The sequence below is a fragment of the Wolbachia endosymbiont (group A) of Rhinocyllus conicus genome (assembly GCF_947250775.1).
GTDB lineage: Bacteria > Pseudomonadota > Alphaproteobacteria > Rickettsiales > Anaplasmataceae > Wolbachia.
In genome coordinates this window covers 1350298-1371747 of the sequence record NZ_OX366349.1, presented here as the reverse complement: position 1 = coordinate 1371747, position 21450 = coordinate 1350298, and the positions used below count along the sequence as shown (strand labels likewise).

The window sequence follows — 21450 nt, the reverse complement described above, 5'->3', positions numbered from 1 at the left end:
AGCAAGTCTTTTTCTTTTTATTTCATACACTTTTACCTATTATTAATATAATATATGAGTATCTAAATATAAGTACTTAACTTATTAGAGATATTATTCGACTATCTTTCCAACTTCTGTGCAAATGTCGATGTTCATGCCACTTCAGTACTCCCGGGTAAAATACTAAAATGTGCTTTTCTAATTCGTGTATTGAGTCTTTTTGCTCTGAATCCAAATCATTTTTATAGTAAACGTTGTGTTCTGCTAAAACATATTTTCTGACCTTCTGATCTGTATAATTTTCTACTTTATAGTTGTGAGTAACGCTAAACCTTTCTAAAATTGGTTTGTGTTTTAAATTCCAACGTTGCCATGAAAGTTTATCGTTTCCCAATACAAATTTATTTCCTTCTTCTTCTATGCTACCAACCGGAAAGCACGCATTTATTTCTTCTAAGTTCCAACTGTCCGATAATATAACTTGCGCCTTCGCAAACTTAATTTCTGGTAATAAACTCTGTGGTAATGGATATAGTGCTTTTAAGTTATACCACTGATGACTTCTTTCATAGACGCCTTTGTAATCTTTTGTATGAGGCTCTGTTTCTCCAAGTACTGCTACATCTAATCGATATATGTCATTACTAAATGTTTGTTCATAATGGTTGCGTAGATAACTCTCTATAACCTTAATTGACGTAACACTAAACCTGAAGAAATTTACTCTTCCAAACAATAACACCGGTCCATCTTTTTCTATTTTTACCCCTGAATAGTCAGAAAGAAGATCTCCAAATAAACTCTCATCCAATATAAATCTTTGCGCATTATAATAATCGTTAAAAATCCTCATCAATCTGGATCTTACAGGCAGTGATAGTTTTGCCAGCTCTACTACTGCATCTACGAAGAAGTCATTTGGTACCTCTTTTATCCCTACTTGCAACTCAAAAAAGTGTTTACCGGGTGGTTCTTCGATGATTGTAATGTCTTCTATATTTGCCCACTTGAGTGCTATTTTAAGTGATTTAGGTGTTCCTCGCAGTCTTTGAAATTTTACTCCTTCTACTATGGCTCTTCTTTTATCTTTTACCCAGCGTAGTATTTCTTCTAAACCATATTCTTCTATTATCCACGGCAATGTTTCTTCTTCCAATCTAAACTTAAATCCCCTGATACAGCTTGGATCTACTTTATAATCTATCGCATCTACTAGCGCTTTTTCCTGTTTTGTTGCATTTGGTGGCAGTAACATTAATTCAACTCAATCTTTAAATTTCGCAAATTTGCACATTCATTTCCTAGCACTACAACATCTTCTTTTGGCTCGATTAATTCCACATTTTCTACACCCTCTACAAATAGATTCGCTATTATCCATGATCTTGTCACACTCCATCCCAGCCTTCTATTTGCTTCAAACTTCTTAATGAACTGCTTCTTGATTTCCTCCTTCGATATCACAGGACTTATGCTCATTCTGCTGTGAATATCTATTTCCGTAATATTGCAACCAACTACTGTTACTGTATCTGTTAAAACCCTTATATCATCTCTAGTAACCTGCTTTTTTACAATTTCTAGTAGCTCTTCTGACACTATGCCAGTTGTTGTTGATAAGATTGAAATTTGTACTTTTCCTGGTATAGGTGATTCTACTAATGCATCTTTTACTCTACTATCTGCCGACAGTGCATGATACCTATAATACTCCTTGCTTCCACACGCTACTATCTTTGCTTTAATTCTTTTTCTAAATCGTTCATCATCTTCTTCTTTTTGCCTCTCCACTCCATAAAACTCAGCTAAATTATCAAGATCTTCTCCCGTTGCAAATTTTAGTAAATTACCCTTTACAGCTTCGTTTATCCTTTGTCTGAGTAACAACTCTCTCCATGCTGCTACTTCTAATACCTTCATTGCTGGATCCGATTCTACTAATCCTGAAAAGGTTTCATCTCTACGGACTAACTCTTCTTTCATTCTCGAAAAGATTTCTTCATAACTCAGCTTTTCTACAATATTTAGCTGCTTCATCTTTAAACTACAATTTCATCAAAATGAATGTTTTTCCCGCTTGGTAAGTATAATCCTTCTAGATCAAGCGTTACTTTTCCTTCTTTCACCTCTGTCATTTTTACTTTTTCTAGCTTAAATCTTTCCTCCCACCTTTGTAGAGCTTCTGCTACTGCTGAATAGATTTCCAAAGTTAAATCTCTATTTATTGGCTTATCTACTAATTCAAATAGTCTTGACCCATAATCTCTCCTCATTGTTCTACTGTTAATAGGAGTGGTCAGTATATCAATTATTGATTGTTTCAGATGTTCTATTCCTTCTAATTCTTTTCCTGTTTTGGAGTCCATCCCTTTCATTTTTAGCCTGCAAACACGTTTTCACTGCCTTTTATTACTTTAAACCCACATGAAACTATATCTCCTACTCTTCCCGCTCCAAACCCATTTGCAAACACTGTTTTTGATCCTTGAACCATTACTTCTCCTTCACTAAAACTTTCTCCTTGTCTGCACATTGGCTTACCATTTACAAAAACATTGTTACTCCCACTAATGCAAAAATGCGGTGTTACTTCTACACAATAATCTCCTACTCGTACAACCGATTTATTCATTTAATTAAGGTTTATTCTATCTGCTTTCAGTTTTATTTCGCTCTTCGTCATCTCTATGCTCGATTCCCCAGCTTTCAGTGTTATTTTGTCTACTACTTCAATCTCTAAATGATGCTTCTCTTTATCATATAACAATCTTGTTCCATCCTGAAACTTCACACTATTTATTTCTTTTTTATTCTCTGGTGCAGCATACTTCTGTTGATATATTCCAGCTAGTACTACTCCTAATGATAACTCTCCCAATGGTGACAATATTACTACCTGTTCATTTATGCTTGGTGGTAGCCAGCTTCTTTCCTCTCCTGCTCTAGAAGTTATCCATGGAAGAAAATCTGTTAAAAGTTCTCCTATCTTCACTCTTACTTTTGCTTTCTCATAATCTACTTCTTTTACAACTCCTATTCGTACAATGTTTGCTAACTTTCTTTGCAGCTCTGAAATAGCAAAATTACTCTCTAACATTTTCTTCTATTATAATCGTATGTGGCTTAATCTTATTTTCTGTCCATATAGATTTACCTAAATGAAGCTGATGACTCCAATCAACCATCCACACCAAATATGCATCTAATTCGGGTCTAAATCCGTCAATTTCTGCAGAGATAAATTCTCCTGGTGAAACATTTTTTATATTCCATGTATTTTTGTTTACAACTTTTGCCACCTCAGCAGCTAATGTTCTGACAATAATAGCTGCATTTTCTATTGTGCTATCAATCACAATTCGTGCTTCAAATCTTGCTTTCAGTGCTAATTCTTCTGTTCCTGGATCTTTTCCCGATTCTAAACTCACAAGCTCTACAAATAACGCTGGCGCTAATAATTCTTTCCTTATCGATGGATAAATTTCACAAGTTTGAATTGCTGGTATTTCTTTCTTCAGCGTAGTGCAGATTGCGTTATGCAAATCTTTAAAATTCATATATTTCTTGTAATATCACGTTCAAAGAACTTTTCAAACACTTCCTCAACCTCATAATTAACAAGATTCCCTATTATCCTTGAAGCCTCAGGTTCGAGTGACAATTTAACTTCCTTTATTGGCAATGCTGCTCTTCCTTCACGTTTAAACATACCGCTATTTCCTTTTGGCATAACTGCTGCAAATCCTCCTATAAACTCATGCTTTCCTACTTTCGATCCTCTTCTTGTTTTTTGTATTTTACCAATTGTCGATGCTCTAATGTCATAGAGATTTGCTCTAATTAACACTTCTAATCTGCTAGTTTTTGCCTTAAAAATTCTTAATCTCTTTCTTATCAAACTTAATTTTATTCTCTTTTCCTCACTGATTTCCTTAGCTGCTTGCGCTTTTAACCATAGTGCCGTTTTGTTTAACGCTTTTATAGCTGCCAGTTTTATTTTCTGCTCTTTTCTTTCAATATTGGAGATTATTTCATTAATATTGTTACTAATTTTAATATCAAACACTTTCTATTGCTTCAATTTTCCATATTTCACTCGAAGAATCTTTTAACGGTGGTTCAAAAATCTTGTAGAACCTTTTTTCAATCTTGATATAATCGCCTATGCTAAAGGAAGTAACGTCCTGATCACGTATTTCTACAGAAGCAATTTGCTGAGTTAATGCTCCATCTGCACCTAGAGAGTACGTAGTATCAGGACGTTTAATTAGCACTTTTATTCTACGAATGCCCTCCTTGTTTTTATTACAATATGTGGCTTCCACTCCTAAATGCTCAAAACAATCTTCCAATAATTTTCCTATATTCATCAACTAGAACTAATTTTTACCAAAACTCCCGGACGATGGCACATTGGCAATGGATTCGACTGCGTATGTAAATCAGTTCCTCTATCAAATCTTCTTGGCTCTTGTTTTGCATAGAGTGGCTGTCCAAGAGTATTCACTGTTTCATTAAAATCTGCTGGTGCAAAATATGTTGTAAATGTGCTTGCTGTTCCTACTGGAAAACAGTGCCCTGTATCTTTCTCAATAAATCTTCTTACGGTTCCTTCAGGGTCAGTTGCTTGCCCTCTATATTCCTCAAATGTTATGCCACAGAACGTAAATCCTGACCTCATATCATTTCGAAGTGCTGCTCCTTCTTGCCATCTTTCATATGCTTCTTTTACTTTAGCATGAGAAGTTAATGCATCAAAAAACTCAGGGCTTACCAAGGCATGAATTCCAGTCATATATTCACCACTTAGATTATCTTCTATGTGCCGGAGTACTTCCAGACACTTACGTTTTACGTCAGTTGTTGCTGTTCCAAGGGCAAAATTTACTACTTTTGGTGTTATTTCAAATTCGTTGTACAGATTTAATAATTCTGACCCATCAGCATCTAAAATTATTCCTTTGAGCGTTCCCATTCGCAAATGCTCTAATGTTATTGCATGTTTGTTTCTCATTAGCTGCAAATGATCAATTATTACATCTGCAAGCGCTTTAAGTTCACTCTCTGATCCAAATGCCCTTATTCCTTGTACTTCTTCTGGCAGCACTACATCATCATGCGGAATGTGCGGAATCGTAAATGTTCTTATCTTTCTTTTTCCTCTTTTTCCTACTGTTGCTGGTGCTCCGGGTACTTGCGTTGGTAGTAAACTTAACACTCCGTTGTGTTCTTCTATCGTAATATGTCTAAATCTTACTGACCTACTTGGAAACAAATTTAAATTTTCAACACGTCCATAATTTATCGGCAATATATTCATCGCATTTGTTAGTGCCGTCATGCTAAATGCTGTATTCGTAAATGGATTTTGCATTCTTTTTCCCCCTTATTAATTTAAGTTACACTCCCTTGCGGACAATGATCCCTCGTCCTTCAAGTTGCTTTATTGCTGCAGCTTTTTGCTCTTCAGTGATACCTGTTGGCCACACAATTGCATGATCTGCTAGCATTGCTATACGTGTAATGATTACTGCTTTGGCATTTTCTGTCGCATTTACATCACTTACTATCGCACCTATTGCTGTTTGTGTACCATCTGTTGCAGTTGGATTTATTATCTTAATCATGTTATCCTTATCACTACCAACAACTGTACCAAGTTTAAGATTTTGTCCCTTGGCTACCGTTATTTGGTCTCTTGAATATAGACTTGATGCCTCATACTTTAATAAGTCACCTAGATTATTTTGTTCGATTATACAACTCATAAAATTTCCTCATTTATTTTCCCCTTTAGTTTTACCGCCATGTTTGTAATTGTTGTACGCGGCGGTTATAAAAAAACTTAAATACTTGATTGCGCTCTAGTCCTTGCTACCTCCATCATCAACTCTTCTCCTGAATTCTGCGGTATTGCACTCAGTATCTCTGTCTTTTTCGTTCTCTCTGCAAGTAATTCCATTAAAACTTCCCTGGCTTGCTCAATACTTACGCCTTGCTCTATAAATTCTTCTATTTTCTCTGGCATTCGTGATAAGTTACATAAACGTATTAATTCAAGAACTTCATTACGATACTTAGTTAAATTATCAGTTTCTAGGTCAGTTGTAGTTTGTTCATTCATAGTAATACTCCTGTTTTTATTAATAGATGAAAGAATTGTAATTCCATCTGCAAGACCTATTTCTATTGCTCTCTCGCCAAAATATAGCCCTGCCTCCGTTGATCGAATCTTTTCAATTGAAAGACCTCTGTTCCTCGCTATTAGCTGCACAAACATTTCATATAGTCGGTCTACTTCTTTTTGTAAGCTTTCCAGACTTTCAGACGTCATTGGCTCATGTGGATTTAAATCATTTTTTCTACTTCCTGCAAATACTGTGGTATATTTTATTCCACATTTTTCATTAAATCCACTTTGATCTATATGACTTGCAATTACCCCTATGCTTCCTACTCCTGAGGTTCTGCTCACAAATACCTTTTCAGCGCTAGAGGCTATAGCGTACGCAGCAGAATATGCATCATCATTTGCTATCGCTATTATCCTCTTTTTTGCTCTTGATTCATAAATAAAGTCAGCTAGGTCAAATATACCGTTTACCTCTCCTCCGGGGCTATCTATTTCCAGTATAATTGTCTCTATGCTACTATCTGCTAATGCTTGTGTAATTTGTTCTTCTATTTGCTCATATGATGTCATTCCGAGCATTTCATCAAATGCACCAGGTTTTTTAGTTAAAATGCCATGTATCGGTATTATTCCTCTTTCACTATTTCTTACTGCATGTTTTATATTTTTAAAGATAGGCTGCTTTCCTGTTTGTAGTGACAGTAACTCAAAACTCCTTGGTTCTACCATTACACATCTGTTTAGCCATTGTTGTTTCATATCACCTCTTGATTTGCAGTAACCTCAGAATCAAAACTTAAACCCAGTTCGCTTGCACGTCTTTGATCTTCTGCTATTTCTTGATCTATTTCTTCAACATCGTAACCCATTTCTGATACTACTTCCGATCGACTCTTAAATCCATTTCTTACTGCCATTTGTTGTGCTTGCTGATCTTTCAGTGGATCCACCCAATCAAATCCCTGTGGTATCCATTTTACTTCTTCTTTCGCTGCTTTTACTACTTTTTCATCTATACTCAGTTCTCCACAAAGCACTGCTAATTCTAGCCATCTATTCCAAATAGGTCTACAAAACTGGAACACTATCACGTTATGCTGTAACATTGCACACCTTCTGCGAAACTCTATCAGCCCTGCTCGAATGGATGAATAATTAACACCTGTTAAATCTCCTGTTAGCTGCTCATATGTTATTCCTGTACCTATTGCTATTGCCCTCAGTTGCTGTCTCATGAATGCTTCATAACTTCCTCCAACATCTGATGGCTCTGAAAATTTTATGTCCTCTCCTGGGTCTAAAAGCTGCATTGTTCCAGGTTCCAGGCCAGATAGTGCTACTCCTTGCTCACTTGCTTCACCTTCTCCCATGATATTTGCTTCTGGATCGAGTCTCGTAATAAATCCAGCAAACATTGCTGCAGTTTTCTTTCTCACCAGCTCTGCATCATCATATTGATCAAGCTCATAAAGCTTCAGCAGTATATTAGAAAGCCAAGGCTCCCCTCTGATTTGCCCAGGTCTTAATGGTCTATAAATATGTAAAACATCATTTGCTGGCACTCTCACTGATTCACCAAACGAGCCTTCACCAGGGTGTTCTTTAAATAGGTAATATGCTTCTCTTTGCCCAAGCTTGTTAAACTCAATCCCGTTTCTTATTACATTACCATTTCCTAAAGTTTGATTTGTTTTATTATCTAAATGTTCAGACTCAAGTACTTGCAGTTGTAATGGCACAGAAAATCTATCTTCCAGCTTTCTCGTTCTTAAACGTACAAAACATTCTCCTCCCTCTATCATACTTCTGCATACTAGAGCTTGTAATCCATAAAAATCACTTATTCCACAGCTATCTGCTTCATCTGTCCATTTTAGCCATAATTCTTGCACTTTCTTTCGAAATTCTCCATCTCTTGCTTTTGATTGTGGTTTTATTCCTGTTCCAATAGAGTTACTTACTATTGTATCAATGATATTTGCTGCATATGGATTTTTTCTTACCATATCCCGAGAGCGGCTACGTAAGTGCCCAAGGCTCTGAGAAAGTAAATTATTTATGCTTCCTGTTTCTCCTTGCCAATACATCACTCTTCTTCCTGAGCCTGACGCATCCCAAGCAGAACTTTTGATTTTTGGCTTACTAAATAGTTGTTTGAAATTTTTCAGCATCATACTAACCAAAATTCTCTTAATTCTTTCAAAGTTCCGTTAAATTTATTTCTGTCACATTTTCCGATTCCTTCTACTTCATGTGGCTCTGGATTTGTTTTACCGTCAGTATATTGCCATAAAATCCAATCATTCCAGCCTTTTGGTAATGTGAGCTCTTTTCTCCAGCTTGCTATCCATAATGGACATTTTGTCAAAGTTGGCGTGGCAAAATCCTTAAGAAAATAGCTACTGCCATAAATTAGGGGTAATCTTCCTGTTACTTCTTCAACTCTCTTTACAAATTCCTCAGCTTGCTTAACTGCAATATTTTTGCCACTTTTGTTTTCTTCAATATCCAGCGCAAGTATGGTATTTTTGCTTTCGCCTACCGTTTTTAGAAAATGATCAGCTTGATTCTTGCCGTTTCCTTCTGTGCCAAAATGATATGCTCCCCAGAGTAATCCTTCTTCTTCAGCTTTCTTTCTTCTCTTCGCATACTTTGAATCCACATATTTTAGCCCTTGTGTTGCCTTGTGAATTACTCCAACTATACCATTCTCTTTAGCTAACTCAAAATCCACATTTTCTTGCCAATGTGACAAATCTATTATTCCATTTACTGGACTCTCTCTATTCTCCCATAGTTTTATAAAAGTTTTTAATTGCTCTAAAAATTCAGAATATTCCTCTTTTACAACTTTTCTCAGAAAATTTTCCCTCATATAACTCCTTTATTTGTTGCAAAAATAATCTTTCGTTTAGGCTTCATTCCAGCAATCTTTAGTTCACCTTTGATGCGTTGTCTGAGGCTGAGCAAATCATTTATCTGAACTTCAGCATATCTCACAACATGGTCACCATATGCAATTGATACCACTCTTTCGCCACTCTGAAGCTTCTTTATTGCTTGTTCAACTTGAATTAGATAATCTTCGTTATACATTTACTACTCGCTGATCCATTTGCTTTTCACTATTTTCTTTGATTTTTTACTTTCTGGTTTTTCACTTAAACTATTCCATTTACTCTCTGGCCATCTATCTATTCCCAGTGCTATCGATGCAGCTCTTGCATAAATCCTACAGTCTAATACTTCATTTCTTTCTCTTACCTTTTGCCACTCTTGTTTGGTATAACCTTTTACTACTTTGCTGACTAATTGCTCTGCCGTTAGCTGCTTAAAATATTCAGGTGCATACTCGGGAAAATGACAGTATCCTGCTGGAGCTTCTTCACCGTCCTTTAAAACATTAAGTAATTGAAAAAGTTCTGACTTTAAAATCGATACTCCCACTGGCCAGAGCTTTATTCCTCTTTTTAGCTTTTGACCACCAACTGTTATATCTACTCTACTTGGGCTGCTAAGTGGTACTAGAGCTTTATTTACACCTTTCACTGCCATTACTCTTCCAGAGCCTTGATGACCTCTTACCCAATTGTATACTTCTTGTGTCGCATACCCAGCATCAACCGCCATCATACTTATCATGTATTCAAGACCATTTTCACCGATAAAATGATGATTTAAGAGCTCAGAGAGTTTTCCCCATACTTCTCCTCTTCCAGTATCACCTTCAAATACTCGGTATTCTATTGACCAACTTTCGCGGCTTTTTCCCCATGCTACAACTTCTACTTCTAAACGATCTTTTTGGACATCTACTCCTGCAGTAAGCACCACTTCTCTCCTAGGTACTGTGCCTACGGGAAAAAATTCTCTCCTGTTAAATAATTGCTTCCAATCTGGTACTTCTCCTTTGTCTACCCAGGTTTCTCCAAGCGTAGTATTTATCCATACTTTTAGTAATTGTTCACTTTCTTTTGCATGAAGAAAATCTTCTACTGCTTGAGTCCAGCTATACCAGCCTACTGGACTATAAAGACTGGAAAGATGAAATCCTTTTTTCTCACCTTTTACTCTATTAGTAGCTCTCCATTCTCCACGCTCAAGCATCTCTGTCTTTTGATGATTTTCTATCTTTTTACCACATTCTATACATATATAGTGTGCTGTATTTGGATTTTTATCTTCCCATTTTATTTGTGACCATTTTAAAACTTGATAGTAATTACAATGCGGACATGGAACAAAAAAGTATCTCTTATCTGTTGCTTCAAATTCTTTCTCAATTCTGCTTATTCCATGAATCGTTGGTGTTGACACTAAAAAAATCTTTCGCCGTGCAAATGTATTAGTTCGAGCAATACTAAGCAGTACTGGATCTCCTTCTCCTCCTGAATCTCCTGGATACGCATCAATCTCATCAAGAAAGAGATACTTTACTGGCATAGATCTCAATCCTACACTGCTATTTGCTCCAGTTATTACTACTATTCCACCTGGAAATTCCTTACTTTGTACAGTATTCCCTGAATCTCTTGATCTTGGGTCTTTTACTTTACTTTTTAAACATGGTGTACTTTCAATCAGTGGCGCAAATCTTCCTTTTGACCAACGTTTTCCCATTTCAACTGTTGGCTGTACTACTAGCATTGGACCTGGTGTTTGATCTATAATATAGCCTATCCAATTATTTCCTGCTTCTGTTCCTCCAATCTGTGCTCCTTTCATGAATACTACTTTCTCCGCTGACGAAGATGGAGATAGCGAATCCATGACTTCTTTTAAATAAGGAGTTCTTTCCGTTCTCCATTTACCTGGCTCTGATGCTGCAGTTGGTGCTAAAACTCGATACTCATTCGCCCACTCTGATACTTTAAGCTGAGGATCTGGTCTTAAACCTTCAGAAAAAGCTCTAGCGTATATCATTATCTGCATCTACTCATAATTGGTTCTATCTCGACACCATTAACAGTAGAACTACACTCCTCCAATTCTATAAACATCTTTTTCTGAAATTCGTTTTCTATACATCTTTTGCTCATCTCACTTATCATTATTGCTATAACAAGCGCAAATATCCCTGTTATTGTTGCAAAAATGATTGCACTGCTTATTGTTGTTGCTGTTAAACCTATATATGCTGCCATTGCTACTGCGCTAACTGTAATACAGATGCAGATAATATTATTATGTTTTTTCATCCTTTTATCTGCTATTTCTCTCTGTGCTATATATTTATTATGAAGGGTTGGAAAATTAATAACGGTATCTCTGCAGAGCAATGCACCATTTTTTTCAGTAAATAAAACTTTAAGTAACTCTAAATTGTTTGATTTAATTGCTAAATGTAAAACAGGTGTATAATTTGCTCCTTTTTTCAGCAATAACTTTACTACATGTAAATGCCCTTTTTCCGCAGCAAGGTAAATCGGTGATAGACTCTTATTATTTGAAATATCAATATCGATTTCTTCTTTTAAGATAGACTCTACAAGCTCAATTTCTCCTCTTTGTGCAGCTAAATGTAGTAGACTACTCTTTTCAGAACCGTATTTATTACTTATCAAAGCCTTCTTTATCTCAGGTTTAGCGTAATCAAATGGTGTCTTGCCGCTATCGTCTTTTACCAGAGGGTCTATATCTTCTCGAGTTAGTAAAACTTCTATTGTTTTAAGTCTTTCAGCGTAATGTAGTGGCGTTTTATTTTCGTAGTCTTGCAAATTTACTTGAGCATTAGGCTCCTTTATTAAGCATTTGAGAATATCAAGACACAAATCTCTTTCATCGTAATTAGTATTACTTACAGCTATATGAATAGGTGATAATTTCATCGAGTTTTGTCCTACACGTGCGCTATTTACATCTGCTCCTAGCTCCAGTAATAACTTTACTATCTCCAATTTTTTGTTGTTAACTGCATAGTGCATCGGTGTCTGATTTCGTGCATCAAAAACCTCGATTTCAGCTTTTCCTTCTCTTATCAAAATCTTTACAACTTCTGCATGTCCTATCCCTGCTGCTAGATGTAATGGCGTATGATGCAAAGCATTTCGTACATTAACGTCAATACCTTTTCTGATCAAATATCTCACTGCATTAATTTCACCTATCATTGCAGCTAAGTGAAGTAAGCTATCTTGTTCTGATCCGTATTTATTACTAATTAACGCTTTCAATATTTCTGCTTTTTTCTCTTCTTTGGCGTAATCAAGAGATGTTTTACCATCATTATCTTCTACAAAAGGATTAATATTCTTCTTCGTGAGTAACAAATCCACCATGCTTAATTCATCAAATTCTATAGCACAATGTAGTGGTGTCTTTCCATTTAATCCTCTAACATTAACATCTAATCCAGGTTGATTAATGAGACACTTTATTAACTCTAAACTTAGCCATTTTCTATTCAAAATCTTTTTTATATTTGAAATTTAGTATTAGATAATTCTTGTAATGAGTTTGTAATCTCTTCAGTGAGCGCCATATGAATCTTTTCAGTGTCACTCAGTGATGCAAGTAGTGCTGAAACTCTATTTGGAATATTAAGCAAATTATTACGGACAACTCTTGCTACGTTAAATGCATCGCGCTTTACTTCCTCTACTGCTACAAGTTCTCCTATTTCAGCCTTAGCTTTTGCCTCAAGCAGTTTACCTCGTTCCATTTCATTTTTTATTCTAGTTTTTAGCAACATCGTGGAAAGGTTACTTGTATTTTCTGGATTTTTCCTCCTCAGTGGCTGACTTGGATCTCTTATTGCTGCTACCGCTTCATTTGCTTGCTCTCGGTCGATCAAACCATCCTCCAACTCAACTATTCCTTTTTTTACTAAATAACAGACATATTGCTTTGATACTCCTATCTCTCTTGCCCATTCCGTTTGTGTGATTTTTTCCACTCTTTTCCTCCTTTGCTCCTTTTTACGAATTTTCTTCTTGAATTTCTGCAAAAGTTTTACCAGTACTGGCTAAAAGGGCATCTCTTCCGGTATATACTTGCCAACGTTTTATGGTTACATCTACAAATTTTGAATCTAGCTCTATTGTCCTACAAATTCTTCCTGTTCTCTCACATGCAATCAGTGTACTTCCAGAGCCGCTAAATGGATCAAGTACTATGTCTCCTGATCTACTGCTATTAACTATTGCTCTTTCCATTAGCTCTACTGGCTTCATTGTTGGATGTAATGAGTTATGCACTGGTTTGTCATAAAACCACAGATCACTTTGATTTCTACCCCCATGCCACTCACGTTTATTGCCGCTTTTCCATCCATAGAGCATTGCTTCGTATTGTCTTTGATAATCTGATCTTCCTAGCGTAAAGTGATTCTTTGCCCAAATGATAAATGTTGACCATTTCCCTCCCGCTTCCTCAAATACTTTTTGTAACGTTGAAAACTCTGATGATGATATGCAGATGTAAATTGCACCTTTCGTATATGCTAAAATATGGGAACAGATGTCGTAGAGAAAAAGTTCGTACTTTTCACCTTGATTATCATTTAATATTTTTTTCTCTTCTCTCTCCTGACTGCTACCGTAATCAACGTTATATGGAGGATCACATACGGTAATATCTGCCATTTTATTATCTAATACCGCTTTATATGATTCAACTAAAGAGCTATCACCACAATAGATTCGATGATCACCTAAAATCCATAGATCAGCTGGTTTTGTTATTTCTACCTTTTTGTCATCAACAACTAAGTCAGAAAGATCTTCTTTTTCATCATCTAAATCATCAAGAAAGTTTTGAACTTTTTCTAATTCAAATCCAGTCATTTTAAGATCAAACTGCAAATCTTCTAACTCTTGAATTTCTACCTTTAAAAGATCATCATCCCACTTTGCCCAATTAGCTGATTGATTTGCCAGTAATCGAAAAGCTTTGGTTTGTGGTTCATTTAAATTATCACTTAAAACAACTGGAATACTCTCCATACCAAGTTTTCTTGCTGCTTTAAGTCTTAAATGACCATCAACCACAGTTCCATCGCTTTTTGCAACTATTGGAATACGAAAACCGAATTCTCGAATAGAAGCACACATTCTGTTTACTACGTCATCATTTTTACGAGGATTACGCTTATATTCGACGAGGTTTTCAACAGGATAGTAGTGGATTGCTAAATTCATATCTTAATAATTAAAAAGTTAATATTCAAAATATCTCTGACGCTAAAGAAGGCCTGGGGTCAAACCCACCAAATCCGCCATTCTGGCTGAAAGGACCCACTTTTTATGGATTTTTCGTCTTATTAATATCTTTACTAATATAGAACATTAATGCCAAAGCATCGGCCTCATTATCATCTCTAGGTGAAAAACTTTTTTCACGTATCGCTTCAATAACTTCACTCTTACTTGCATTGCCTTTGCCTGTTATAAAGCGTTTTATAGTTTTAACATTAACACCTTGGTAGGGAATATTGTTCTCTTCACACCAAGCAGACAGAACTGCGAGAAAACCGCCATAGCAATGCGCTGCATCAGTTCCTAGATGTCTTCTTACTTCCTCAAAATACACTGCAGTGAACTCATGTTTCAAAGAATTAAGCCAATTGTGAAAACTTAAAAAACACATTCCACCTCCACTGAAACGGCTACCATGAAAGCTTTTGCTTCCACTTTCAATTACTCCATCTGTTAGAATTGCCCAGCCCGTTTGTTTGCCGAGATCTAGTGTTAAGATTGACGTACAAAAACTCCTTTGTGTAATTAAAGTTCAATGCCCTGTATAATATATATGTACGATGACTCGCAAATTCGTCCGCAATTTTGAAAAAAAATTAAAAAAAATTTCATATCCTGCCATTTGAGTTTTTACTTATCTTAATAACTATTTTACATAACTTATATTACGCCAATATTTATATTATTATATTATCATATATTATATTTTACCTGTATTTAAATATATATATAATATATATAAGACTTCAGTAATCCGTAAATCCTCTTCACTGGCCGATTTTAGCCACTTAACTTTAGAAACGGCTTTTAGGAATAGAACATAAAAAAGACAATATTATCAATAACTTAACGATTACTGCTTTCTGAAATACTAATTAGTAATTCAGAAATTAGGTACGAAATTGGTAGTTTTTTACCTATGAAAAAGTAGCTTCAGTAGTGTATCAAAACGTTTAAATCTTATTTTAATCTTTAAAGATTTTATTCTTTTAGATAAAAAAATTATTACTACTTTTTTATAATAAATTAGTCATACAAAGTCTTGGTAAAAATCTCTATTCATGAAACTTTTGGAGTTTTTATGAAGAATTCTTATCAAGGAATCGATTCTACAATTGTTAAACATGTGAGATTTCAAGCTTCGCGCCTTAAATCCAAAAGCTGTTTTATTAACGAAAGTCTCGAAGATATAGAACAAGAGCTTTTTTGTCAGGTTTGGCAATATCTTAACCAGCACGATGAGAAAAGAAGTAGTTTTAGTACTTTCGTTGCTAGATTAGCTAATTATTGTGCTCGCAATATGTTACGCAATCAGTTATGTCTAAAACGTAATATAACTTTTGATGATATAAACGACGATATTCCAGATCATAGGAACTCGGAAATCGAAGCGATAATTCGCACTGACATAAATAATATAATTTCAACTTTGTCTGAAAAAGATAGTAATTTATGTCAATTACTTAAGGTATTTACTATTACTGAAGTTTCTGTAATAACCAAAATACCAAAGACAACTATCTATCGCACACTAGAACGAATACGCAATAAATTCTCAGTTTTAGAGAAGTTATAAGCTCTCGATTATATTTGCTCAAAATTTTTTTTTTGCAAATTGCGGACGAATTGCCTAGGTCATCGTACATATATATTTAGGTACTGGAAGAAAAATGAAAATAATGAACAGCAATGAACGGCTAAAAGTTCAAACAGGTATAAAAATGGTCATCTTTGGTCCTTATGGTATAGGTAAAACTAGTCTCTTAAAAACCATAAATGAACCAACACTTTGTCTTGATTTTGAGGCAGGTTTACTTGCTGTTCAAGATTGGCAAGGGGATTCTGTAAGTATTCGTACTTGGAATGAGGCAAGAGATATTGCATGTCTCATAGGTGGTCCTAATCCTGCGTTAAAATCTGACTCAGCATATAGCCAAAAACACTATGAGCATGTATCCAGTAAATACAAAGAGCTTGCTTCAGAGTTTCTCAAGTATCGATGTATTTTTATCGATAGTATTACAGTAGCCTCGCGTTTATGTCTATTGTGGGCAAAAATGCAACCTGAAGCTTTTTCTGAAAGATCAGGAAAACAAGATATGAGAGCTGCTTACGGGTTACTTGCTCAAGAGATGATGGCTTGGCTCAATCAGTTTCAACATATTCCAAATAAAGACATCATTATAGTTGGAACTCTTGGGCAATACCTTGATGATTTCAATCGCTCGACTTGGCTACCTCAATGTGAAGGTGCTAAAACCGCAAGTGAAATTCCTGGCATTGTTGATGAAGTAATTAGCATGGTTGGAATCAAGAAAGATGATGGTACAGAGGTTCGTTCATTTGTCTGTCAGACGATTAATTCTTGGGGATATCCTGCTAAAGATCGAAGTGGTTGCCTTAATATGGTTGAAGAACCGCATCTAGGAAAACTTCTTACAAAAATTAAAACTAAAGCTTTTGCAATTCAACCTGTTACGCCCAACATATAGGAGGTTATTATATGCTACAAAACTTTTTAACTATTGGTCAAAAAATTCCTTTTTTCAGTGTGAAAGAATACTTGAACGATCGATCGCCAATACCAGAGGATATAATCTCACCAAGAATTTTAACAAAAAGAGGCTTATTGGTACTGGGTGGCCCACCTAAAATCGGCAAAAGTGACTTTTTGATTTCATGGCTCGTTCATATGGCTGCAGGTGTTTCTTTTCTTGGTATGGTTTCAAATAGACCTTTAAAAATTTTCTACATGCAAACTGAAATTGAATATGAATATATGAAAGAACGTTTGCAACAACTTGATAATGAACTTTTGAATGTAGCTGCTAACAACTTAATCATTACGCCAAAAGTGCACTTATCATTTAATCATGATGAAATAAGTGAAATTAAGGAGATTGTAAATGAACGCTTTAAACCTGATGTTTTGGCCATAGATCCATTACGTAACATCTTTAGCAGTGAATATGGGAATGAAAATGATAATAGTGCTATGCTGTTCTTTCTGCAAAAGACTCTTGAGAAGCTACGCAGTGCTGTCAATCCAGATGCTTGTATTGTACTCACTCATCATACAAAAAAATTATCGAAAAAGATGCTCGAAGAAGATCCATTTCAAGGCCTAAGTGGTGCTGGATCTTTACGTGGATTTTACAGTACTGGTATGGTGATGTTTGCTCATGATGAAGAAAGCAGTGCACGCCAGATAGTATTTGAGCTTCGCAATGGTGAACGCGTGCCAAACAAACTTGTCGATAAGATAAATGGTCATTGGCAGCTAATGGAATAGCTAACTTTCACTTTAAAGTCAACTTATAGGAGAGCGTATGCTACAAGATTTTTTAACTGATTTTAATAATGCAAAACTGCAGAGCAGTTTAATACCGAAAGGTACAATAGTCAAGGTAAAAATGGCAATAAAGCCTGGAGGTTATGAAAATTGGTTCACTAAAAACTACACTACTGGCAGCATCTATTTAAACACTGAATTTACTGTCACTGAAGGTCCATATGCAAAACGCAAGATTTTTCAGATTATAGGTATCAAAAATGGCAAAGCAGAAGGTGAAGAAGACATCTGGGGAGAATCTGGACGTTCTATGCTGCGTAGTATTTTGGAATCATCCAGAAATATTCATGCAAATGACACTTCAGAGAAAGCAGTTACTGCTAGAAAAATCAACTCTATAGCTGATTTCAACGATTTAGAGTTTACAGCGAAAGTAGGCGTTGAAACTAATAATACATACGGAGATAGAAATAGGATTACTACAGTTATTACTCCAGAATTACAAAAAAGTTTTCAAGATGATTGGTTGCCATTTTGAAGTATGACGAAGGAAAGTTGTGGGCTGCTGTTATTACTAGAGCTATTCAGGATGCAGCAGGAAAAAACCCTAAACTTAAAAAAGAGGCTTGTCAATGGATTCGCTCACGATCTTTTGAAACTGTTTGTGAGCTGGCTAATCTTGACTTTAAACGTCTAAAAAATATGTTGAACAAATTTGGAATAAACAAGGAGAATTTTATGGATTTTTCATCTAAAAATGCTTTAAAAATAAAATCATTATTAATTAATAATATCAAAGATTGTTTATCTTATTTGTTACCTGAAGGCAAATCTTACCAAAATAAATTCTATATTGGCAGTAGAAATGGAAATAAGATAATAGTTGAAATGGAAGGAGAAAATGCAGGAAATTGGTACAACCTGATCGAAGAAAAGAAAGGAAATATAATAGACCTTTGGACTTTAGTTAAAGGTAATATAGATTCTGCTGAAACATGGTTGAACAGTAAAGATGAAAGAAGTTCCATATTACAAGAAAAACAAAACGAAGGAAAAGCATTTTCTGTAAACCATTACTTAAATGACAAATCACCAATGCCACAAGATATAATAGGCCCAAGAATTTTGACACCAGGTGGTCTTTTGGTCATAGGTGGTACTCCAAAGATTGGCAAAAGTCATTTTCTTCTTTCTCTATTAGTACATCTGGCAGCAGGAAGATCATTTCTTGGCATGAAGCCTACAAGACCGCTAAAAATATTCTATCTACAAAACGAAATGGAATATGATTACATTAGAGAACGTATACAACAACTCAACAAACTTCCTCATTTAGCAACAGAAAACTTAATTGTGACGAACAAGATGAATTTGACCTTAAATGAAGAAGGTATAGAAAAAATAAAAAATATGGTAGAGGAAAAGTTTGATTTAGTTGTGATTGATTCTCCTTATAATTCCGTTAACTATGGTCTGCAGCATGCAATAGAAAAACTACGTTCCAAGATTAATCCTATGGCTGGAATAATCATCACAAATCACACCAAAAAAGTACCTACCTCTATATTGGAAAAGAATCCATTTCAAGCTCTCGTTGGTGCTAACGCTTTAAGAAGTTTTTATACATCTGGAATAGTAATATTTCAACCCAATAAACGTACAAATATCTTGCAAGTAGTATATGAACTTAGAAACGGTAGATCTATACCAACAAAATTCATCAATAAGATTAATGGATGTTGGAAAACTGCTAACGTTATAGCTAGAACATAAAAATTCTTCAGGTAGGTATGGATATTTATTGTTCACAAAGAAATGGACATTATAAATTATTAGGGAAGAAAGAACAGTTAAGAACTCAACTCCTATCAAATATAAGGTCATGTCTTTCTTATTTACTGCCAAGAGGAACTTTTCGTGGTGATAAGTTCTATGTAGGTGATCTAAAAGGCAATCAAGGAAAAAGTATGATAGTGGAGTTAACTGGCAGTAAAGCCGGATTATGGCATGATTTTTCTACCGGAGAAGGAGGAGATATTTTTGATCTTTGGGCTGCTGTTACTGGAAAAAATCAATTTACTGATACGATAGAAGATATTGCTAAGTGGATTGGTTATTCGGAAAAAAATAACACTCTGGGGCAACCAACGGCATCATGGAACTATTACGATGAAAGTGATCAAGTGATTGCTACAGTTTATCGTTATAACACTGATTCAGGAAAAAGATATCTTCCTTTTGATGTAAAAAGGTCTAGTTTTACTCCACCACAGATCAGGCCTTTATATAATATTTCAGGTATTATGAAATCTGATAAGGTGATTTTAGTTGAAGGTGAAAAGTGTGCAGATGCTCTGATAGAGCAAGGTATAACTGCCACAACTGCAATGTTAGGAGCAAATGCACAAATAGAAAAAACAGACTGGTCACCACTTAAGGGTAAGCATGTTATTATTTGGCCAGACAATGATGAACCAGGTAAACAATATGCTGAGAAAGTTGTGAAAAAGCTTACTTTTCTTGGTGTTTTATCACTTACTCTTCTTGAAATACCTGACAATAAACCAAAAGGATGGGATTCAGCTGATGGTATAGAAGAAAAGATGAATATTCCTGAATTCATTGAAAATAACTCGAAAAAAATCATCGTTAAGCAATTGCTTAATATTCAAGAATGGAGCGTAGAACGTTTTATAGGTCCAGTACCAGAGCAAAAGTTTCTTGTTGAAGGGTTATTTCCTTTAGGAGTAACATCTATTCTAGCTGCGATGGGAGATACTGGCAAAGGTATGCTTCTGCTTGATTTAGCACTGAAAGTTGCGAGTAGAAAAGATCAGCCATGTGGTTTTGGTCCTTTAGTTACTGAACATGGATCTGTGGTAATTTTCTCAGCAGAAGATGATATGAGTGAAATACATCGTCGTTTAGAGCGTCTTGATTCGCAATGCGAAAGATTAAAATATAAAGATAGGCTCTTTATTGTACCATTACCAAATGTTAGTGGATCACTTACAATCATAAAGAGTGTTTCAGGTAAAGTTATAGAGACTTCTCCTGAATTTGAATCTATAACAAAACAACTTAATAAAATAAAAGACTTAAAATTAATCGTATTTGATCCACTTGCATCATTTGTGCATGCTGATTTAAATACTGACCCAGCCGTAGGCGATTATTTGATGTCTTTATTATCTGATTTAGCAGGTAGCACTGGAGCATCAATAATTACTGCCCATCATATGAGAAAGCCAAAAAGTGAAAAACCTATATCGACTGTTGAGCAAGCACGTGATGCCATTAGAGGTACATCTGCTCTTGTTAATGGTGTTAGGTGTTCATACGCTTTTTGGTCTGTGGAAGATGCAGCTAAACCGACAATTTTTAAATCAATAGGAGAATCTGTAAGACAGAACGCATTATTTTATGGAGCAATTGTTAAAGCAAACGGTTTGGCTGATCGCACTTTACGCACTTATTTAAGAAATGAAGAAACAGGATTGTTAGAGGACATAACTGAAAGATTAAGAATAAAAAATATGAACGAAAAAGATTCAAAGCAGCATCTTATAACTGCAATTACACGAGCAGCAATTTCTGGACATCCATTTACCCATACAGGAAGTACAGGAGTGTATAAACAGCGGCATAGACTACCTGAGGAGTTTCACAGTATAGGAAGAGATAGAATGGAGCGTATAGTTCAAGAGCTGTTACAAACACGGAAGCTGGTTAAGGGAATGGCTACTGGTTCAAAAGAAGATAAATGGCTTGACATTCCTAGCGGACCATTTGCTCGCGGCGTTGGAAAGTTTAGCTGTGGAGCTGAACTATTCTCCTAAAAAATTTTT

Annotated in this window: 25 protein-coding genes; 6 read left to right on the top strand and 19 right to left on the bottom strand. The window is 35.4% G+C overall.

The genetic code is table 11. The annotated features are described in order from the left end of the window. Window positions 1-76: 76 nt before the first annotated feature. The 19 genes from OOK92_RS06780 to OOK92_RS06690 form a co-directional block, all read right to left on the bottom strand. On the bottom strand, window positions 77-1237 hold the full coding sequence (locus OOK92_RS06780; RefSeq protein ID WP_264735632.1) for a phage tail protein: 1161 nt from the start codon (window positions 1235-1237) through the stop codon (window positions 77-79). Next, window positions 1237-2019, bottom strand: coding sequence for a baseplate assembly protein (locus OOK92_RS06775; RefSeq protein WP_264735631.1), 783 nt, complete (start codon window positions 2017-2019; stop codon window positions 1237-1239). Before OOK92_RS06775 ends, OOK92_RS06780 begins: the two co-directional genes overlap by 1 nt. 2 nt (window positions 2020-2021) lie before the next feature. Further along, window positions 2022-2357, bottom strand: a complete 336-nt coding sequence (locus tag OOK92_RS06770) for a GPW/gp25 family protein (RefSeq protein WP_264735630.1) — start codon at window positions 2355-2357, stop codon at window positions 2022-2024. A gap of 2 nt (window positions 2358-2359) precedes the next feature. Continuing rightward, window positions 2360-2614: a PAAR domain-containing protein gene (locus tag OOK92_RS06765; RefSeq protein ID WP_213863528.1), complete on the bottom strand. Its 255-nt coding sequence runs from the start codon at window positions 2612-2614 to the stop codon at window positions 2360-2362. Beyond that, window positions 2615-3079 (bottom strand): phage baseplate assembly protein V, encoded by a 465-nt coding sequence (locus OOK92_RS06760; protein ID WP_208571542.1) that lies wholly within the window; start codon window positions 3077-3079, stop codon window positions 2615-2617. Further along, complete coding sequence (locus tag OOK92_RS06755) at window positions 3066-3539, bottom strand: hypothetical protein (RefSeq protein ID WP_138265010.1); 474 nt, start codon at window positions 3537-3539, stop codon at window positions 3066-3068. Before OOK92_RS06755 ends, OOK92_RS06760 begins: the two co-directional genes overlap by 14 nt. After that, window positions 3536-4048: a phage tail protein gene (locus OOK92_RS06750; RefSeq protein WP_406722527.1), complete on the bottom strand. Its 513-nt coding sequence runs from the start codon at window positions 4046-4048 to the stop codon at window positions 3536-3538. The genes OOK92_RS06755 and OOK92_RS06750 overlap by 4 nt, the downstream gene beginning before the upstream one ends. Next, window positions 4041-4352: a head-tail joining protein gene (locus OOK92_RS06745; RefSeq protein WP_264735629.1), complete on the bottom strand. Its 312-nt coding sequence runs from the start codon at window positions 4350-4352 to the stop codon at window positions 4041-4043. Before OOK92_RS06745 ends, OOK92_RS06750 begins: the two co-directional genes overlap by 8 nt. Next, window positions 4352-5356, bottom strand: a complete 1005-nt coding sequence (locus OOK92_RS06740; protein WP_264735628.1) for a major capsid protein — start codon at window positions 5354-5356, stop codon at window positions 4352-4354. Before OOK92_RS06740 ends, OOK92_RS06745 begins: the two co-directional genes overlap by 1 nt. 25 nt (window positions 5357-5381) lie before the next feature. Then, a complete protein-coding gene (locus OOK92_RS06735; RefSeq protein WP_077188124.1) occupies window positions 5382-5750 on the bottom strand; it encodes a head decoration protein in 369 nt (122 codons plus the stop codon). Between the two features lie 77 nt (window positions 5751-5827). Next, window positions 5828-6874: a S49 family peptidase gene (locus OOK92_RS06730; RefSeq protein ID WP_264735627.1), complete on the bottom strand. Its 1047-nt coding sequence runs from the start codon at window positions 6872-6874 to the stop codon at window positions 5828-5830. Beyond that, window positions 6871-8289: a phage portal protein gene (locus OOK92_RS06725; RefSeq protein WP_264735626.1), complete on the bottom strand. Its 1419-nt coding sequence runs from the start codon at window positions 8287-8289 to the stop codon at window positions 6871-6873. Before OOK92_RS06725 ends, OOK92_RS06730 begins: the two co-directional genes overlap by 4 nt. Continuing rightward, complete coding sequence (locus tag OOK92_RS06720) at window positions 8286-8990, bottom strand: glycoside hydrolase family 25 protein (RefSeq protein ID WP_264735625.1); 705 nt, start codon at window positions 8988-8990, stop codon at window positions 8286-8288. Before OOK92_RS06720 ends, OOK92_RS06725 begins: the two co-directional genes overlap by 4 nt. After that, on the bottom strand, window positions 8987-9211 hold the full coding sequence (locus OOK92_RS06715) for a gpW family head-tail joining protein (RefSeq protein WP_114517459.1): 225 nt from the start codon (window positions 9209-9211) through the stop codon (window positions 8987-8989). Before OOK92_RS06715 ends, OOK92_RS06720 begins: the two co-directional genes overlap by 4 nt. Before the next feature lie 3 nt (window positions 9212-9214). Further along, entirely contained in the window at window positions 9215-11038 is a 1824-nt protein-coding gene (locus OOK92_RS06710) for a phage terminase large subunit family protein (protein ID WP_264735624.1), read from the bottom strand. Further along, on the bottom strand, window positions 11038-12522 hold the full coding sequence (locus tag OOK92_RS06705) for an ankyrin repeat domain-containing protein (RefSeq protein ID WP_264735623.1): 1485 nt from the start codon (window positions 12520-12522) through the stop codon (window positions 11038-11040). The genes OOK92_RS06710 and OOK92_RS06705 overlap by 1 nt, the downstream gene beginning before the upstream one ends. 8 nt (window positions 12523-12530) lie before the next feature. Continuing rightward, window positions 12531-13010, bottom strand: coding sequence for a hypothetical protein (locus tag OOK92_RS06700; RefSeq protein ID WP_264735622.1), 480 nt, complete (start codon window positions 13008-13010; stop codon window positions 12531-12533). Between the two features lie 22 nt (window positions 13011-13032). Further along, entirely contained in the window at window positions 13033-14253 is a 1221-nt protein-coding gene (locus OOK92_RS06695) for a DNA modification methylase (RefSeq protein ID WP_264735621.1), read from the bottom strand. Between the two features lie 103 nt (window positions 14254-14356). Further along, on the bottom strand, window positions 14357-14809 hold the full coding sequence (locus tag OOK92_RS06690) for a crossover junction endodeoxyribonuclease RuvC (RefSeq protein WP_226079873.1): 453 nt from the start codon (window positions 14807-14809) through the stop codon (window positions 14357-14359). A gap of 582 nt (window positions 14810-15391) precedes the next feature. Here OOK92_RS06690 and OOK92_RS06685 point away from each other — a divergent pair. The 6 genes from OOK92_RS06685 (at window position 15392) to OOK92_RS06660 (ending at window position 21441) form a co-directional block, all read left to right on the top strand. Continuing rightward, on the top strand, window positions 15392-15886 hold the full coding sequence (locus tag OOK92_RS06685) for a sigma-70 family RNA polymerase sigma factor (protein WP_010962699.1): 495 nt from the start codon (window positions 15392-15394) through the stop codon (window positions 15884-15886). Between the two features lie 94 nt (window positions 15887-15980). Further along, window positions 15981-16802: an ATP-binding protein gene (locus OOK92_RS06680; protein ID WP_264735620.1), complete on the top strand. Its 822-nt coding sequence runs from the start codon at window positions 15981-15983 to the stop codon at window positions 16800-16802. Between the two features lie 11 nt (window positions 16803-16813). Further along, window positions 16814-17602 carry an AAA family ATPase gene (locus tag OOK92_RS06675; protein WP_264735619.1) on the top strand — a complete coding sequence of 263 codons (789 nt, stop codon included), beginning with the start codon at window positions 16814-16816 and terminating at the stop codon, window positions 17600-17602. 37 nt (window positions 17603-17639) lie between these two features. Continuing rightward, entirely contained in the window at window positions 17640-18140 is a 501-nt protein-coding gene (locus tag OOK92_RS06670; protein ID WP_182364992.1) for a hypothetical protein, read from the top strand. After that, window positions 18125-19375 carry an AAA family ATPase gene (locus OOK92_RS06665; protein WP_264735618.1) on the top strand — a complete coding sequence of 417 codons (1251 nt, stop codon included), beginning with the start codon at window positions 18125-18127 and terminating at the stop codon, window positions 19373-19375. Before OOK92_RS06670 ends, OOK92_RS06665 begins: the two co-directional genes overlap by 16 nt. A gap of 17 nt (window positions 19376-19392) precedes the next feature. Continuing rightward, window positions 19393-21441 (top strand): AAA family ATPase, encoded by a 2049-nt coding sequence (locus tag OOK92_RS06660; protein WP_264735617.1) that lies wholly within the window; start codon window positions 19393-19395, stop codon window positions 21439-21441. The last annotated feature ends 9 nt before the right edge of the window (window positions 21442-21450 follow it).